Origin of the sequence: Proteiniborus sp., from assembly GCF_040308045.1 — a bacterium.
Taxonomy (GTDB): domain Bacteria; phylum Bacillota; class Clostridia; order Tissierellales; family Proteiniboraceae; genus Proteiniborus.
The window spans coordinates 110,665-127,940 of the sequence record NZ_JAWRHZ010000041.1 but is presented as its reverse complement, the minus strand read 5'-3'; the positions used below and the strand labels follow the sequence as shown (position 1 = coordinate 127,940).

Genomic DNA, 17,276 nt, shown 5'->3' with positions numbered 1-17,276 from the left:
ATCTATTTATTTTGCTTGTTTACTGTTTTTCTATAAACTAAAATAGAAATAGCAGTAATAGTGAATTTAGCAATACATGATAAAATAAATTCAGGAGACCTAGGATTGGTTATGGTTGCTCCAATAAATGTTACAGCTAGCAAATTAGGTAACATAGCTAAAATGGAAGCAGACAAATAATGCCTGTATGATATGCCAATAGAACCCATAAACATACTAACAATATCCATCGGTAAAATACCAATTATTCTTATTATGAAGACGAAAAACCATTCACTATTCTGTCTTAAAGAGTTGACTTGTTTTAGTTTAGGATATTTCTCAACAAGTTGATTCGTTAATTTGCTATTAGAAAAATGCCCTACTACATAAGGAATAGATAGAGAAATAACAATTCCAACAATATTTACAATAATAGCTAAATGTGAAGGTAATATCATACCAGTACTGATGTAGAGCACTATTAAAGGAAATATAATAGAAAGTGATTTAAGACCATACATCACAAGTAAATAAATAATTGCAGCAAAATAATTTTGTGGTGCAAGATTAAATATTTGCTCTGAACTAATATTTTTCCCATGCATCAGATACAATATTACTCCACCTGCAATAAAAATAAAAGGTAATATTCTAAAAGCTTTCTGAGTATTTGAATTAAGCTGTTTCAAATTCATCACCTCAATTATGTTAAATTTAATTAATTATTAATATTTTATGATAATATCAGAAAAAAACACCCTACTGGTAATATATTCAATAGAGTGTTTTAATAATCCATGTTCCAATAATCTATCTTTGCCATAATTTATCTGCAACAGGCGCCCAGTTTCTTGCGGCATCTTTGCATTTACTGCTTAAGTCATGTACATCCTCTGGATTCTGCATATCAGTAGATTTAGCTCCAGATTTCTCAACCATCTCAGTTAATCTACCAGGATTGTCTAGTAATGGGCAAGGACGTAAGTGATTACAGTTAAATGGCTGATTATCATGATATTGCATGAATAGTGGTGATTTAAATGCCTCTAATAGTGTCTTATCTCGAATATTTGAATCTGAGTAATGGATAAAAGCACATGGTTCAATATCGCCATTAGCATTGATGTGCAAATAATTTCGTCCACCAGCAATGCAACCATTTACATATTCACCATCATTCCAGAAGTCCATAGTAAATAAAGGTTTTGTATTTCGGAATTTTCTTATCTGATGATACATAAACTCTCTCTGCTGAGCTGTTGCCATTAGTTCTGGTACAGCATCCTTACCAACTGGCATGTAAGTAAAGAACCATGCAAACTTCGCGCCTTTTTCTATCATGCTATCAAAGTATTCTTCGCTACCAATAATGTCTGTGTTTTTGCTTGTATAGCAACAGGAGATACCAAAAGGCAATTTTTTTGTTCTAAGTATATCCATTGCTTTTAATACTGCTTTGTAAGTACCTTCTCCTCGGCGAAAATCTGTTTCCTCTTCAAAGCCTTCAACACTAATGGCTGGAACAAAGTTTTTCACACGAAGCATTTCATCTGCAAAAGCTTCATCAATCAATGTTCCATTAGTGAAAGAAAGAAACGCGCAATCATTGTGTTTTTCACATAAACGGATGATGTCTGCTTTACGTACTAATGGCTCACCTCCAGAATAAATATACATATAGACACCCATTTCCTTGCCTTGTTTAATGATATTATCTAGAGTATCTAAATCCATGTTTAAACGATTACCATACTCAGCTGCCCAGCATCCAGTACAATGTAGATTACAAGCTGAAGTTGGATCCATCAAAATAGCCCAAGGAACATTGCATTTATTTTCTTTTCTTGTTCTTTCTTGCCTTTGTCCACCAACAATAGTAGCATTTATGATGAAGTTTTCAAAAATAGTTTTTCTTACTCCATCGTCCACATCTGTCCATAGGCTTTTGATAAGTTTGTACCAGTTTCCTTCTGGGTTGTCTATTACATTTCGAAAAGCTTTAAGCTGTCCTTTTACTGTACCTTCTTTGTCAAATTTTTCTACCCAGTCCAGTATTTTAGGGATATTTTCATCAGGATCGCTGTCTAGATAGTTAATCACCTTTTTTAGTCCAAATGACTGCAAATTCTCCATAATCGTCTTTTCACTCATGTTAATTTTCTCCCCCTTTTCAAAACTTAAATAAAACTTATGCTATTAAACACTATTATAAAATCTTTTCTTGAGGATTTCATTGGTCAAAAATCTAAAATGTCCTAATTTTACACAAATTTAAATATTGTTACTTTTTTGCACATTTAATATTTTTGTTCCTTTACAATAATAATTTAAAAGTTTATAGTTAGAATATAGTAGATTAAAAAAGAGAATGGAGTGACTTCTAAATGCATCAGCAAATACTACGAGTTATGATAGAATCTGCAGTTGATAAAGGATTATACGGAGTTAAAACAGATTTAAAGCGTACAGTTCGTAATCTAACAGATTTAGGAGATTACTTCGCAAAAGGACGTTTTCAAAAAGACTTTTTTAGAATTGCTCAAAAAATGCTAGCAAATGAAAATAGCCCATACTACGAGCTTATTTCTGGAATTACTTGTAATGTGGATCATAATATAATAAAAAATTTTGGAATTAATATTGGGTTAAACAGTTGGACAGATGGCGCAAGACAAATTAGGGAATATGAAAAAGACAATGGATATAATATACCATGGACCATTGTATTTGATTTTCAAAATAAAGTTGAAGACCCATTAACTTTACTTGAAATAGCAGAAATTATTCAACAAGGAAAAAAAATTGGAATATATAGTTACATGTTTTTCATAAACTGCGATGCCGATTATATAGATGAATTGTTAGAAGTCTTCAGAAAAAATCCTGAATGTGCTTTTATAGTTTATACTTATTCAAATTCATTAACAGAAGAGCATGCTCATAAGTTAAGAGAGTATGGAAATACTATTGTTTCTATTTGCATTGACAACTTCAATATATCATCAGAATTTAGTCAGGCAATCAAGATTTTGCTAGAAAACAAATGCCTCTTTGGTGTTCATTTAAAATATGATGATAATAATGCTGGTATTATCTTAAATGAAAATTGGATAAAACAGATAATGGAGTTACATTGTACATTTGCTTTTCTAATAAAATCAGCAGATTGCAGCCTAGAAACCGAGAAGGCAATATCATCATATATCAAAAATGCAAAGACAAATCAGAAGTATCCCATTTTTCTAATAGACTTTTATGAGGATATAGCTCATGTTGACCGTAATATTTCCACCGAATCTTGCTTCTTTAAAATACTTTATGATGGAACAGTCTTATCAACAAAAGAAAACATAACTACTGGTTTTAAAACACGAGATGCACAACTTACAGAAATTTTATCTCAGATTATGCCAAAGGTGAACTATCTGTAACAGATAGTTCACCTTTACTATGGCTCATTCATATCTTTCACAATTTGAACTGCAACTCCTGTAACAGCTGACTTCATTAACTCTACATATTCTTTTGGAAGTATTTCTGCACCTTCCAATAGCCACCTAGTAATTGATGTTCTAATAGCATCTGTAAAAAATGTGACATAGAAACCTCTATATTCGGCATTTTCAAATATATTCTTAAAGTGTATCTCAATAATTGGCGATAAAATCTCACCGAAATAATCATAAAAGGAATTTTGTCCTCTTACCTGTAAAGCGTTGCAATAGAAAACCTTATTTTCATAAAAAAAGTCACAAATATTCTCAAGTAACCCCCATCCAAATATATCAGAGCCCCTTTGAAAATTAGATACAAATTCCGTATAGTATATCCAGTTTACCAGATCATATTTATCCTTAAAATGGTAATAGAAACTTTTTCTGCTCAAATTACAACGTTCCACAATATCTCCAATATTGATTTTTGATAAAGGACGCTCTAACATTAGCTCCTTCATAGAGTTTGCTAAGGCATGTTTTGTAATTGATGAATCAGACACGTTTTCTACCACCTTTCGAGGCGATTACTCTTACTTGCATCTTACTATTCAAGTTACTTCTACTCATTTAATTAGACTTCTTTAGTAGTTTTTGAATACAATTCATTATCTAAATATTTTTATATTAATAGTGCTTTATTTGAAATATTATATTCTTTACATAGTATGTTATATTTTATGTAATACTTTGTCAATTTGAATCATAAAAATTAACATTATATTTATGATTTAGACATCATAGTTGACTTTTCGACATTTAAAGTATGTCTATTATTTATTCAACATTACTAAAATTATATAGAAAAAAGCTAGCATTTATGCTAGCTTTTTTATTGGAGCGGAAGACGAGATTCGAACTCGCGACCCTCGCCTTGGCAAGGCGATGCTCTACCACTGAGCCACTTCCGCATGGTGCGGGAGAGAGGACTTGAACCCCCACGTCAATGACACTAGATCCTAAGTCTAGCGCGTCTGCCAGTTCCGCCACTCCCGCATTTGTTTAATGGTGACCCATCCGCGACTCGAACGCGGGACACCCTGATTAAAAGTCAGGTGCTCTGCCGACTGAGCTAATGGGTCTTATGGGGTGAATAGTGGGATTCGAACCCACGGCCTCCAGAGCCACAATCTGGCGCTCTAACCAGCTGAGCTATATCCACCATAATTTTAATGGCGTACCCACAGGGATTCGAACCCCGGACACACGGCTTAGAAGGCCGTTGCTCTATCCTACTGAGCTATGGGTACAAAAAGTAATCATTGTCATAGAACAGATATTAAAGTTGTGAAGCTGTGGAGCGGGTGAAGGGAATCGAACCCTCACAACCGGCTTGGGAAGCCGGTGCTCTACCACTAAGCAACACCCGCATTGCGAACACAAATAAATTTTCAACTGACAATAATAAATTATATCACCACAGAACACGTTCGTCAATACTTTTTCTATACTTTCTTATAGGAATATATTTCCCTTTAATAAAAACTAACGCCCTGTCACTAAAAATTTATTATCTCTCCTCTGACATTATTATCATCTATATATAATAATCCTATACTCTTAGAAGTACCTGCTCTAGGTAAAGATGGGCTTCCAGGATTCAAGAAAAGAATTCCTTCATACTCTATTAAAGTTGATGTATGGCTATGCCCAAATAATGCTACATCCGCATTTATTTCTTTAGCCTTATAATATATATCATTTAGCCCATATTTTACTCTATATAAGTCTCCATGTGTTAAGAATATCTTCTTGCCTTTTAATTCAATAATTTCATCGTCTGGAGTTTCAAAATCATAGGCGTCGCAATTACCTTTTACATTAATGATTGTAGTATCAATAGCTTTTCTGATAGCTTTTACATCCTTTGAATAATCCCCTAGATGTATAATTAAATCAATATCATCAATTTTAACCAATGCATCTATGCAGTGTTCTACATATCCATGTGTATCACTTATTACTGCTATTTTCATTTTCCTCGTCCTCAATAATATTTTTAAGCTCTTTTTTCAAGTTTCTTAATGCCCTAGCTCTATGACTAATAGAATTTTTTATTTCTTCTCCTAGCTCCGCAAAAGTCTTCTCATATCCATCAACTAAAAATAAAGGATCATAACCAAAGCCATTGTCACCTTTTGATTCAAAGCCTATTTTCCCACTACATTCTCCTGATACTAGCTTAATGCTTTTATCCTCTAAGACTATTGAAATTACAGTTTTAAACTTTGCAGTTCTTTTCTCTAAAGAAACACCTTCGAGCTCTTTTAACAGCTTTTTGTTATTATCGCTATAGGTTGCATTTTCTCCACTATATCTAGATGAATAAACACCTGGCTCTCCATTAAGTTTATCAACAAAAAGTCCAGTATCATCTGCAATGACTATAGCCTTTGTTCTTCTTGCTATTTCTACTGCTTTTTTTGTTGCATTTTCCTCTAAAGTATTTCCATCCTCTATTACCTCTATATCTCCAAATCCTGCCTCAGTTTTCGATAATATGATAAAAGGCATGTCTTTCATAATATCTTTTATTTCCATTATTTTATGATTGTTGTCAGTTGATACAATGAGAGTCTTTTTACTCATTTTCTGTTTCTCCTTTTTCTGGTCTTTGTGACCCAATTAAGTTACTTATTTCACCTAGAGATATTTTCTGAAGTTTTATAAGTTCTTCATTCCCTTTCTTTGCCAATGCTATTAGTTCATTCAAATTTTCAAGTGAAAACGGCGATTTTTCTCCTGTACCTTGTAGCTCAACAAACTCTCCATTACCAGTCATAACAACGTTCATATCTACCTTTGCACTTGAATCCTCTGTATAGCATAAATCTAACATGGCCTTCTCATTGACAACTCCAACACTTACAGCTGATAAAAAACCTCTTAATGGAATGTAAGACAAAACTCCTTCTTTATATAATTTATTTAAAGCATCTGCTAGTGCTACAAAAGCACCTGTTATAGAAGCTGTTCTAGTACCTCCGTCAGCTTGAATTACATCACAGTCAATCCAAATTGTCCTTTCTCCAATATTCTCTAGTGCAACAACAGACCTAAGTGCTCTACCTATTAGTCTTTGAATCTCTTGACTTCTGCCTTCCACCTTACCTCTGCTAGATTCCCTAACTTTCCTAGTTACAGTTGAGCCAGGAAGCATAGAATATTCAGCAGTTATCCAGCCTGTACCAGTACCTTTTATAAATGGTGGAACTCTATCATCTATCATTGCTGTGCAAATAACCTTAGTTTCTCCCATTTCAATGAGAACTGAGCCTTGCGGATGTTTTAAATAGTTTCTAGTAATTCTAGCTTTTCTTAATTCATCATAGTTTCTTCCATCTATTCTACTCATATGTACTCACCTTTCAATTGTTTTTACAAATAATATTGTCTCCCACTATTCATTATAATAACAAAGATTTTGTTTTTTTTCTATAAGTTTATAAATTAAAAAACTACCACCTAGGTGGTAGTCTTTTAATATTCATTTGCAAATGTTGGCACAGTCTCTTGTGCCTCTAGTTCTAAACCTGCTTCTTCTATTGTCTTACCATCAAATAATATCTCTACATATTCTATTTCTGGAAACTCTTTTAGAGTTAAGCCTATATTTTTAGTCATTTTATTAAATACTGTCTGATCTGATAATATATCGAAGTCATATGAAAGTATATCTACATAAGCTACTCCATTATATACTTCTACACCTTGGAACTCTACTCCATCTGGAATGTCTGTATACAGACCTGATAATTCAGGTGCTCCCTCAAACAAGACTTCAAGAGATGTCAAAACATTTGCACTAGTAGCAGATGTAGGTACGGTTACAGGAACATAGTATTCATATTCTCCATTACTTGTTCCTTTATAATAAACTGTTACTTTTGAAACCCCATCACTTATGTCTTCTACCACATTTATATCAGCCCTAGCCAAAGGCTTTTGTACTTTTGTTCCGTATTTTAATTCTGATACAATTTTCCCATCGACCATAAACTGCACTTCATTAATATTTGAAAACTCAGTTAAAGTATAGACAACTCCTTTTACCATGTTTTCTTCATCTTTTTTTGACTGAGTGTTCATGATTTGACTATTAAAGTCAACCTTGCATAAACCTGTATCTTGATCAATTGACATTCCTATTATTTCTGTTCCTGCAGGAATTAATGGTTTTAATCCGATACTACTAATATCTTCCCTTATAGTCGGACTATCCATAATATTTGTAAGTGCAGCTTTTGCTATGCCTTCCTCCCAAGGAATTCTTCTTTTTACAGGTACTAGGTATCCATTTTCGTTCTGATAATAAAGAACTGTATTTCTTAAATTTGAGTCATCCATAATGTTTGCATCTTCATCGCTTCTGATTATTTCTATTTCTGGTTCTTCTTTAGTTATTAAATCTTTCATTGTGTCTATTGCTTTACACCCAAATAGACCAAGTGCTAAAACTAGAACTATGGTAAGTATCAACAACTTTTTGATATACATCCATTACCCTCCCTTTGCTAAAACTACTTAATAAAGTATATTAGCCCTAAGGAGATACTATGAATATTTTGTTTATTTCTACTTCCTTTTAATTGTAGAAAAATATCCACCTCTAATAAGCTTCGTTGAACTTACTGTGATAAATGCTTCTTTATCAAGACCAGTTAATAAATTATGAAGCTTATCTAAATCTTTTCTTTTCAATGTAATGTTTAACATGTTTTTAGGTCCTTCTTTCCCTTGCCCTACTAATACTGTAACTCCAAAGCCGTTATTTCTTAATTCCTGAATGATACTATCATCACTCTCATTTAATATTACTTGAGCAGTTAAATTACCTAATGCAATCTTTTCTTCAATATAGCATCCTATATAATTTCCACTAGCAAATCCTAATGCGTAGGCTAATAAATTACCTGGATTACTCAACCCATTTACGACCTTACCTAAGGCTACAATATAGATAGTAACTTCGAAAAAACCTATTATTGCAGCATACTTTTTTCTTCCTTGTACTACCATAAGCATTCTAATAGTAGACATAGAAACGTCTAAAATTCTAGCTCCAAAAATAAATAGATATCCTAAAACAGCCTCCATATACTTCCTCCTAACTTTGTACTCTTTTATATATAATACCCTATTTATAATAATTATCAATATCTAATAAAAAAGTCACCCTATATATTAGAGAAGAATCTCAAACCTAAGACCCTCCTCTACTGTTAGGGTGATAATAGTAAAACTGCTGCTACACTATCGTTATCCATATGAGATTCTTCGCTATCGCTCAGAATGACACCTTCTCTATCATAATAAACGTGGTAAAGGATTTTTCCTGAATTCTTAATTTTTAAACCTTAATCCTTAATTAATTCTCCATTCTCAATTCTCAATTATTATCATTTTTCCAAGCTATTAAAATAATTCACTATTCCATTCGCAATTGCTTGTGCTGCTTTTTCATGATAAGCATCTGTAATGATTAATTTTTCTTCTTCTGGATTAGTTACGAACCCAAGCTCTGCAAGTGCTGCTACCATTTTTGTTTCTCTTACTACAACTAAATCTGACCTTTTTATTATTCCCTTATCATTCCTATTAAGTCCTGATAACAATGCATCATGTATAGCCTTTGCAAATGGATGATTGTCTCCTCCCTTTACTTGACTGTCAAATGCAGGACAGTATAGAGTTTGTATTCCTGCTACATCCTTCTTATTATGTGAGTTAAAGTGAACACTAATAAATGCATCTGCTTCGTTTCTATTTGCAATGCCTGCTCTTTCATAAAGTTCTATAAACTCATCCTTATCTCTAGTTAATATTGTTCTAAATCCAAGCTCTCTAAGCTTTTTATCAAGTTTAAGTGCAACTTTCAAATTTAAATCTTTCTCTTTAATCTTAGAGTTAGGTGCAATAGTTCCTGGGTCTTTTCCTCCATGTCCTGCATCAATTACAATAAGCTTAGATCCATTATTTTCTTCTAATTTATTAAAGGATATCTTGATTGTGTCATCTACTAAGTCTGAAAGTACTTCATATTCTATATTCTTATTAAATTTAAATGAAATTATTTTATAGTTTTCATCTTCATCTACAGTAATATTTGAAATATTATCGTCATCTACTGTCATTATACCTTTTTCTAATTCTACATCATCTTTATCTATTTTTATTTCCATTCGCCTACTACTTTCATTATAGTTAATAGAATACTTCGTTTCTTCCTCTGCAAATACTTTGATTAAACCGCCATTTTCATATTCGTTTGAATAAGAAATATTACTAAAATCTCCCTCGTCTACAAAGATATTTATTGTGTTTTTCTTTGTCTCCATCATAATGTTAGGAATTTCTTTATCTCCACAAATATCGAGGACTACTCTTACTATGTTATCATGGTTATTATATGTGCCATCAGGATTAAACTGTGATGAACGTACTCTTTTAATGAATTTAGTATTTACATCTAATTCTAAACTATTTGTCCACAATTTTGAATCTAAAATATCAATAACTACTCTATTGGGATTAGAGAGTGTAAACATGTTATATTTAAATTCATCTGAGTTTTTTATAACTATAGCTTCTCTTCCTCTTACTTCTTTTAGACTAATATCTTGTACATTGTTTAGAAAAGAAATAGTAGCTTGCTTATGGTCATCTGAAGAATTTATGCTATATCCGATTTGTCTATCTAAATCTATTACTACCCTAACTGTTAACGGATTATTAGAAAACTGAGCCATTCTTACACTTTTTACTGGAAACTTGTCTACTTTTATGTTAACAGTTCCATTAGAACCTACAATAGACTTATCGCTAATATTCAATTTACTGTCATGGACATCTATAATCAATCTATCTGGCTCTATAAGAAAGTCTTCGCTATACTCTATTTTTCCAGTAGTATTTAGAACAATCTTTGGTTTATCTCCTAAAGAATTTTCTACGGAAATGTCTGTTATTTCATTTACAGGATTAGTTATAATACCTGTTTGTGTTTCTTGATCCCAATCGACTCTACATCCTAAAACCTCTGACACAAACCTTAACGGAACCATAATTCTTGAATCGTTTACTGATATTGCTGGTACTCCGTACGGTATTTCCTTTTTCTCACCGTTTACTGTCACTATAGGACTGTTTAGCTTCAAAATGACTTCCTGATTTGACGTTTTTAATATAGCTTCTTTGCTTTGCTGATTCCAATCAACTTGAGCACCAAGATGGTTTCCGATAGATCTTATTGGTACTAGTATTCTCTCGTTAATAACAATTGGAGGTATGTCAGTTTCAATAGGTTTTCCGTCAAAAACTACATTGGCAGTCATAACACTAAATTTCTTCCCATTAATACTGACTTTTATGGAATTTTGCGAGCCAGCTAATGTACTAGCACCTATTCCCATCAACATAACAAACACTAAAAAAGCTGCAATTAATTTCTTCATATCTTACCCCCTAAATCCTCATAAATATTTTGTCATTATGTATACTTTCACAAATCTAATTCCGCATATATCTACAATTTTCACAGCTGTGTATAGTATATATATATCATTACACGAAATATTATGTCAATCGATTTGGGATTTTGTAATAATCTTTTAATATAGAGAAAAAATACTTTACCTAACAATAGTAAGAAGCTTAAATAAAATACTAAACGAACATTTGCAGGATATGACTATAATTCTTAGCGAACGCAAATTAAAAATCCGTTAAGTAACTTGCATGTTTAAGCGAAGCGAGTTTGCAAGTTATAGGATTTTTAATTGGAGTGAGCTATAGAATTATTCATATCCGATTATGACCTAACCCGATTCATGAAGTGAATCGATGGTAGGTCAAATGCAAAGGGCATCAAATTTATGTGAGCGTAGCGAACAAATAAATTTGTATAGCCCTACTGCTAACCGTGAGTGTGTATTTTATTTAAGCTTCTTTATACTCATATCACTTTATATAATTCATCGCTATCAGGTGAATCAATTTCTTTTAATTCTCCATCAATTTCAGCTAAAATACCTCTTTCTGTTATTTCACCTATTACTGTTGATTTTACACCATTTTGTAAAAGTTCATTTTGAATTTTGTGGACTTTTTCAGCAGGTGAAACTACTACTAAACTACCACTAGATATTAGTCTATAGGGATTTATACCTAATGCTTCACAAATTTTTCTGGTAGATTCTTTTAATGGTATGGCTTCAATATTTATCTTAACTCCTTTTTTTGTTGCAATAGCAGTTTCCCAAACAGCTCCAAGTACTCCTCCTTCAGTAATATCATGCATATATGGAACTCCTATGAGTCCACATATTTTTCCTTCTAGCACAACACTTATATCTTTACCTAATAACTTTCCTTCGTCTATAAGCTCTTGAGAAATTAAATCCTGTAACTTTTTCTCAAGTTCATTAGCTATAATGGCTGTTCCTTCAATTCCAGCAGTTTTAGTAATTAATATTTTATCTCCTATCTTAGCATTTTCAGGTCTTAACATGTTTTTCTTTAGTTGAATTCCTAAAACAGTTGTTGAAACTACTATTCTATTTACTGCATCTGTAATTTCAGTGTGTCCTCCAATTATTTCTACATTTAACTCCGAAGCTGTTTTATTTGCATCTTCCATAATTTTTTTAATATCCTCTTCTGAGCTGCTAGGAGGAACTAATATAGTCATAAGTAGTCCTACAGGCTCTGCTCCATTAGATGCTACATCGTTGCATGAAATGTGTACAGCCAATTCTCCTAAATCTTGTGTTGCTCCTGTAATAGGATCAGTAGATACTACACATACATTATCTCCAAAATCTAATACAGCGCAATCTTTCCCAATTCCTGCTCTGGTGAGTACTTCATTCCTTTGAAAACTAATATTAGAAAAAATAATTTTCTCTAGTACCTCATTAGGTAATTTCCCTATTTTCATCAATTATTGCCCCCTTTATAAAACTCTAAACATTCCTCTACTGTCATTATTTTGTGATCTGAAATTATTCTTAATATAGTTATATCTTCAGGCATTATATCGTGAAATATCATAACTTCTGCATCATATCTTTTTCCCTTGTCACGCCTAATTACTAGATTATCATTAAAGCTTAGCGATGTAATCCAATATTCTTTTATAGCTTTCTTTCCTTCTCTGTCTAAATACTTTTGAGCCATTTCAAATGATTTAGTATTCTGTAATATAAATGGTTCATATATCATATTTACTAGATTTTCATTTGCAACCCAGCATTTGTCTTTGTCTATTTTTAATGCCAATATAACTGTATGGGAATGCCAAGAATGGCTACTCTTGTAGTTTAAACTTGCAAATATAGCTTTTTCTCTTTTTACCCAGTCTGGTATATTACTTGGTTTAAGCAAACTGATATATTTGTGAAAATCCAAATACATAGTGCAATAAGTGGTTTTATCATCATATTTAATTCCCTTTTTTAATATGTTGTTAAGATCAGTAACACACGCTACATGATAGACAACCTTTGTATCATTGTAATCAGGAAAAAATACTATGTTATCACCTTCTTTTAAAATATTCTCTCATTATTATAGAATAGCACATTTTTACATAAAACTAAATCTATAAAAAATAATACCTATGATAATTGGGCAAAATAAAATATATTAAGGCTCTTAACATATAGGTAATTTTAAAAAAGGAGGCATTTAAAAATGAGTATAAACTGCTCTGAGAAATGTATTTATGAGAACGAAGGCATATGTACACTAAATCGAATAATAATTTCATCAGGAAACATATCTTCTGGCTGCCCTTATTTTAAAGATAAAAATGAATCACAAAAAAATATACATAATAGTATAAAATAAAAAAGTTACTATAATATTATTCTACTTATATCCTTAAACTATTCAGTGTTTTAAAAATTCATAAGAAATTACAGAAGGATGAATCTTTTCACAGAATAAAAAACAGCGATGAAATCATCGCTGTTTTTTTATTCTTTTAGTGTTCTAAGATATATGCCCACTTGTATTCAGTATCGCAACCAACTGCAAATCTTTCAATACCTTTAACATAATCTCTTTGCACATATATTCTTGCTGGATGGAACAATGGGTATATTGGAAGATCTCTTGCTAATAGCTTTTCAGCTTCTAGCATAGCATCGATTCTCTCGTCTCCTTCACCTTCCATAGCTTTCTTAATGTATGCATCATAATCTGGATTTGAATAATATGCATCATTATTTCCGCCATTTGTTACAAATAAATCCATAAATGTCATAGCATCGTTGTAGTCTCCACTCCAACCAGCTATACTTATTGAATAGTCTTTCTTGTTATATCTTTCAAGACGCATAGCAAATGACATTTGTTCTATTTGAAGCTCTACTCCTAGAGTATCTTTCCACATTTGTTGGAAAGCTTGGCTTGTTCTGCTCCACCATGTTCCTTCACCTGCTACAATTGAAGCGTGTTTTTGGAACTCTTCTTTAGTTATTCCAAGTTCCTCTAATCCTTTTTCAAAATGCTCTTTAGCTTTTGCTGCATCATAAGGGAATAGTATGTCTCCACGGTTATCAGCAAAGTCTTTTCCATCTTTTCCTGCTAATAATGGTGGTGTCAATCCACCTGCTACTAAAGAACCATCTGCTAATACATTGTCAACATATGATTTTCTATCTGCTGCATAAGCAAATGCTTGCCTTATATTTAGGTTGCTGAAGTATTTATCTTCCATGTTAAATTGTAGATACCAAGTTGTAGCATCTGCTGCTGAACCAAACTCTGGTGAATCTTGATATTTACTTAAGAATTCTGATGGTACTCCTGTTACGTCAAGTCCACCAGTTTCATAAAGGTTGATTCTAGTGTTATTGTCAGTAATCATATCGCCTTCGATTCTTTCAAGCTTAACTGAATCTGCATCCCAGTAATTTGGGTTTTTAGCTAGGTTCAATTTTTGTTCTTTATCCCAAAGCTCAATCACAAATGGTCCACTGTAAACCATTTTATCTGGTGCTGAAGCAAATTCTTCACCAAAGGCTTCTACAGCTGCTTTTTGTGCAGGTATATAAGTGATAAATGATGTTAAGCTTAGGAAGAATGGAGTTGGTCTCACTAATTCAACTTGTAGTGTCTTTTCATCTACTGCCTTGATACCTACTTCATTTTTATCTGTTATCTCGCCCAAATTAAATTTTTCTGCATTCTTAATGTGATAAAATTGGTACGCATATTCTGCTGCTACTTCTGGGTCAATTGCCCTAAACCATGCATATTCGAAGTCATATGCAGTTATTGGTGTACCATCTGACCATTTAGCATCCTTTAATTTAAATGTATATGTTAATTCATCTTCACTAATTGTCCAGTCTTCTGCTAATCCTGAACCTTTTGGAGTACTTCCATCTGGTTGAGTTCTTACTAAGCCATCATATACAGCATTTATAATCCAAAATGATACTTGGTCTGTTGTTGTTTGTGGATCTAGATCTGGTGGTTCTGAACCCCAGTTTACTTTTAACACTTGCTCTGCTGCTAGCTTTTCACCAGGCTCTGGACCAGGAGCATTAGTTTCACTTGGTCCATTTTTAGTGCATCCAACAAGACTTAGTGATAAAACCATCACTAAAACTATTGTCAAAGCTAAAAACTTTTTCATTATGCTTTCCCCCTTAAATTTGCATTTTATTTATAACAAAATATTTTTTACCTTATTATGTTAAATAATCACCTCCTAGCAATTTAGAATTCATATATTTATTAAATATTCAATATATTTAAAAAATTTCCTTCTTGTAATGTTAATATTACAAAAATGTAATATTTGCTTCCGTTAATTACGATAAAGCAATTAATTTAATGTAATATTAACTTTTCATTATAACTTATGAGTTTCTGAATAACTATTTTATTAATTCCAAGAAAGTTTCAATATATTTACTTTAGTTGTAATTACTTATTATTTAAATTATATTTAATATAATAGCTGAAGATGAATAAAAAAAAATAGCGATGAAATTCATCGCTATTTTTTATACATCTTAATGTTCTAATATATATGCCCACTTGTACTCAGTGTCACAACCAACTGCATATCTAGCAACACCCTTAACATAGTCTCTTTGAACATATACTCTTGCAGGATGGAATAAAGGATATATTGGAAGATCGTTAGCTAAATAGTTTTCAGCTTCTAACATAGCATCGATTCTTTCGTCGCCTTTCCCTTCCATGGCTTTCTTAATAGCTGCATCATAATCAGCATTTGAATAGTATGCATCATTGTTTCCACCATCAGTTATGAATATATCCATGAATGTCATTGGGTCGTTATAGTCTCCTCCCCAACCAGCTATAGTTACTGTGTAGTCTTTATTATCATATCTTTCTAGACGCATAGCAAATGTTACTACTTCAATTTGAAGTTCTACTCCTAGAGTATCTTTCCACATTTGTTGGAATGCTTGGCCTGTTCTACTCCACCATGTTCCTTCGCCTGACAATATAGATGCATGTTTTTCGAACTCTTCTTTAGTTATTCCTAACTCTTGTAATCCCTTTTCAAAATATTCTTTTGCTTTTTCTTTATCATATGGGAATAATAAGTCTCCGCGGTTTTCAGCAAAGTCTTTTCCATCTTTTCCTGCTAGTAGTGGTGGTGTTAATCCTCCTGCTACTAAAGAACCATCTGCTAATACATTGTCAACATAAGCTTTTCTATCTGACGCATAAGCAAAAGCTTTTCTTATATTAATGTTGCTAAAATATTTATCTTCAGTATTGAATTGTAAATACCAAGTTGTTGCATTTGCTGCTGAACCAAATTCTGGTGTATCTTTGTATTTAGTAATGAATTCTGAAGGTACTGCTGTTGTGTCAAGTTCACCAGTATCATAAAGATTGATTCTAGTATTGTTGTCTGTAATCATATCTCCTTCAATTCTTTCAAGCTTAACTGAATCTGCATCCCAATAATTTGGGTTCTTAGCTAAGTTTAGTTTTTGTTCTTTATCCCATGTATCAATTATGAATGGTCCACTATAAACCATTTTATCTGGTGCTGAAGCAAATTCTTCACCATAAGCTTCTACGGCCGCTTTTTGTGCAGGTATATAAGTGATAAATGATGTTAAGCTTAGGAAGAATGGAGTTGGTCTCACTAGCTCAACTTGTAGTGTTTTTTCATCTACTGCCTTGATACCTACTTCATTTTTATCTGTAATTTCGCCTGTGTTGAATGCCTCAGCATTTTTAATGTGATAGAATTGGTATGCATATTCAGATGCTACTTCTGGGTCAATTGCTCTAAACCATGCATATTCAAAATCATACGCAGTTACTGGTGTGCCATCTGACCATTTAGCATCTCTTATTTTAAATGTATAAGTTAATTCATCATCACTAATTGTCCAGTCTTCTGCTAATCCTGAACCTTTTTCAACGCTTCCATCTGGTTGCAGTCTTACTAAACCATCATATACTGCATTAATAATCCAGAATGAAACTTGGTCTGTTGTTGTTTGTGGATCTACATCTGGTGGATCTGAACCCCAGTTTACTCTCAATACTTGCTCTGCTGCTAGTTTTTCTTCTCCTTGAGAAGCATACCCTGCAGTATTATTATCTTTTGTTCCTTGATCAGCTGGTTCAGTTTTACCACAGCCAGCTAAGCCAAGAGTTAGCACCATCATAAGCACTAAAACTAATGCTACCCATTTGTTCTTTCTCATAATTTTCTCCTCCCTTTTTGTTAAAAGTTTAATGTTTTTATATGAAAATTGTTTTTTCAAAATTTTTAAGGAGAATCTTGTT

The 17,276-nt window shown here is 32.5% G+C and carries 15 protein-coding genes and 6 tRNA genes; 2 read left to right on the top strand and 19 right to left on the bottom strand.

The genetic code is table 11. The features are described 5' to 3' along the window. Positions 1-2: 2 nt before the first annotated feature. The gene (locus tag ABV008_RS08580; RefSeq protein WP_352419406.1) at positions 3-671 is read right to left on the bottom strand and encodes a TVP38/TMEM64 family protein; all 669 of its coding nucleotides are present in this window, start codon (positions 669-671) and stop codon (positions 3-5) included. A 121-nt stretch (positions 672-792) separates the two neighbouring features. Next, positions 793-2,133, bottom strand: a complete 1,341-nt coding sequence (locus tag ABV008_RS08575) for a radical SAM/SPASM domain-containing protein (protein ID WP_352419405.1) — start codon at positions 2,131-2,133, stop codon at positions 793-795. A gap of 233 nt (positions 2,134-2,366) precedes the next feature. Here ABV008_RS08575 and ABV008_RS08570 point away from each other — a divergent pair, with 233 nt between their 5' ends. Further along, the gene (locus tag ABV008_RS08570) at positions 2,367-3,413 is read left to right on the top strand and encodes a radical SAM protein (RefSeq protein WP_352419404.1); all 1,047 of its coding nucleotides are present in this window, start codon (positions 2,367-2,369) and stop codon (positions 3,411-3,413) included. A 17-nt stretch (positions 3,414-3,430) separates the two neighbouring features. Here the strand turns inward: ABV008_RS08570 and ABV008_RS08565 are convergent, their stop codons facing one another. The 15 genes from ABV008_RS08565 to ABV008_RS08495 form a co-directional block, all read right to left on the bottom strand. Next, a complete protein-coding gene (locus tag ABV008_RS08565) occupies positions 3,431-3,979 on the bottom strand; it encodes a TetR/AcrR family transcriptional regulator C-terminal domain-containing protein (protein ID WP_352419403.1) in 549 nt (182 codons plus the stop codon). Between the two features lie 333 nt (positions 3,980-4,312). Continuing rightward, positions 4,313-4,387 (bottom strand) — tRNA-Gly (locus tag ABV008_RS08560). A 1-nt stretch (position 4,388) separates the two neighbouring features. Next, positions 4,389-4,472 (bottom strand) — tRNA-Leu (locus ABV008_RS08555). Positions 4,473-4,482: 10 nt separating this feature from the next. After that, positions 4,483-4,558 (bottom strand) — tRNA-Lys (locus ABV008_RS08550). Between the two features lie 3 nt (positions 4,559-4,561). Continuing rightward, positions 4,562-4,638, bottom strand: a tRNA-His gene (locus tag ABV008_RS08545). A gap of 11 nt (positions 4,639-4,649) precedes the next feature. Beyond that, positions 4,650-4,726 (bottom strand) — tRNA-Arg (locus ABV008_RS08540). Positions 4,727-4,772: 46 nt separating this feature from the next. Then, positions 4,773-4,846 (bottom strand) — tRNA-Gly (locus ABV008_RS08535). A gap of 129 nt (positions 4,847-4,975) precedes the next feature. Further along, positions 4,976-5,452, bottom strand: a complete 477-nt coding sequence (locus tag ABV008_RS08530) for a metallophosphoesterase (RefSeq protein ID WP_352419402.1) — start codon at positions 5,450-5,452, stop codon at positions 4,976-4,978. Next, positions 5,430-6,065, bottom strand: a complete 636-nt coding sequence (locus tag ABV008_RS08525) for an XTP/dITP diphosphatase (protein WP_352419401.1) — start codon at positions 6,063-6,065, stop codon at positions 5,430-5,432. Before ABV008_RS08525 ends, ABV008_RS08530 begins: the two co-directional genes overlap by 23 nt. After that, positions 6,058-6,831 carry a ribonuclease PH gene (rph, locus tag ABV008_RS08520; protein WP_352419400.1) on the bottom strand — a complete coding sequence of 258 codons (774 nt, stop codon included), beginning with the start codon at positions 6,829-6,831 and terminating at the stop codon, positions 6,058-6,060. The genes ABV008_RS08525 and rph overlap by 8 nt, the downstream gene beginning before the upstream one ends. Positions 6,832-6,956: 125 nt before the next feature. Beyond that, positions 6,957-7,973: a GerMN domain-containing protein gene (locus ABV008_RS08515; RefSeq protein ID WP_352419399.1), complete on the bottom strand. Its 1,017-nt coding sequence runs from the start codon at positions 7,971-7,973 to the stop codon at positions 6,957-6,959. Positions 7,974-8,051: 78 nt separating this feature from the next. After that, a complete protein-coding gene (locus ABV008_RS08510; RefSeq protein WP_352419398.1) occupies positions 8,052-8,573 on the bottom strand; it encodes a DUF2179 domain-containing protein in 522 nt (173 codons plus the stop codon). 302 nt (positions 8,574-8,875) lie between these two features. Beyond that, positions 8,876-10,930 (bottom strand): N-acetylmuramoyl-L-alanine amidase, encoded by a 2,055-nt coding sequence (locus ABV008_RS08505; protein ID WP_352419397.1) that lies wholly within the window; start codon positions 10,928-10,930, stop codon positions 8,876-8,878. Between the two features lie 500 nt (positions 10,931-11,430). After that, complete coding sequence (locus ABV008_RS08500) at positions 11,431-12,414, bottom strand: AIR synthase family protein (RefSeq protein ID WP_352419396.1); 984 nt, start codon at positions 12,412-12,414, stop codon at positions 11,431-11,433. Beyond that, positions 12,414-12,890 (bottom strand): hypothetical protein, encoded by a 477-nt coding sequence (locus ABV008_RS08495; protein ID WP_352419395.1) that lies wholly within the window; start codon positions 12,888-12,890, stop codon positions 12,414-12,416. The genes ABV008_RS08500 and ABV008_RS08495 overlap by 1 nt, the downstream gene beginning before the upstream one ends. Before the next feature lie 279 nt (positions 12,891-13,169). Between ABV008_RS08495 and ABV008_RS08490 the strand changes: the two genes are divergently transcribed. Further along, a complete protein-coding gene (locus ABV008_RS08490; protein WP_352419394.1) occupies positions 13,170-13,325 on the top strand; it encodes a hydroxymyristoyl-ACP dehydratase in 156 nt (51 codons plus the stop codon). Between the two features lie 136 nt (positions 13,326-13,461). Here the strand turns inward: ABV008_RS08490 and ABV008_RS08485 are convergent, their stop codons facing one another. After that, complete coding sequence (locus tag ABV008_RS08485) at positions 13,462-15,123, bottom strand: peptide ABC transporter substrate-binding protein (protein WP_352419393.1); 1,662 nt, start codon at positions 15,121-15,123, stop codon at positions 13,462-13,464. A gap of 382 nt (positions 15,124-15,505) precedes the next feature. Next, the gene (locus tag ABV008_RS08480) at positions 15,506-17,194 is read right to left on the bottom strand and encodes a peptide ABC transporter substrate-binding protein (RefSeq protein WP_352419392.1); all 1,689 of its coding nucleotides are present in this window, start codon (positions 17,192-17,194) and stop codon (positions 15,506-15,508) included. Positions 17,195-17,276 lie beyond the last annotated feature (82 nt).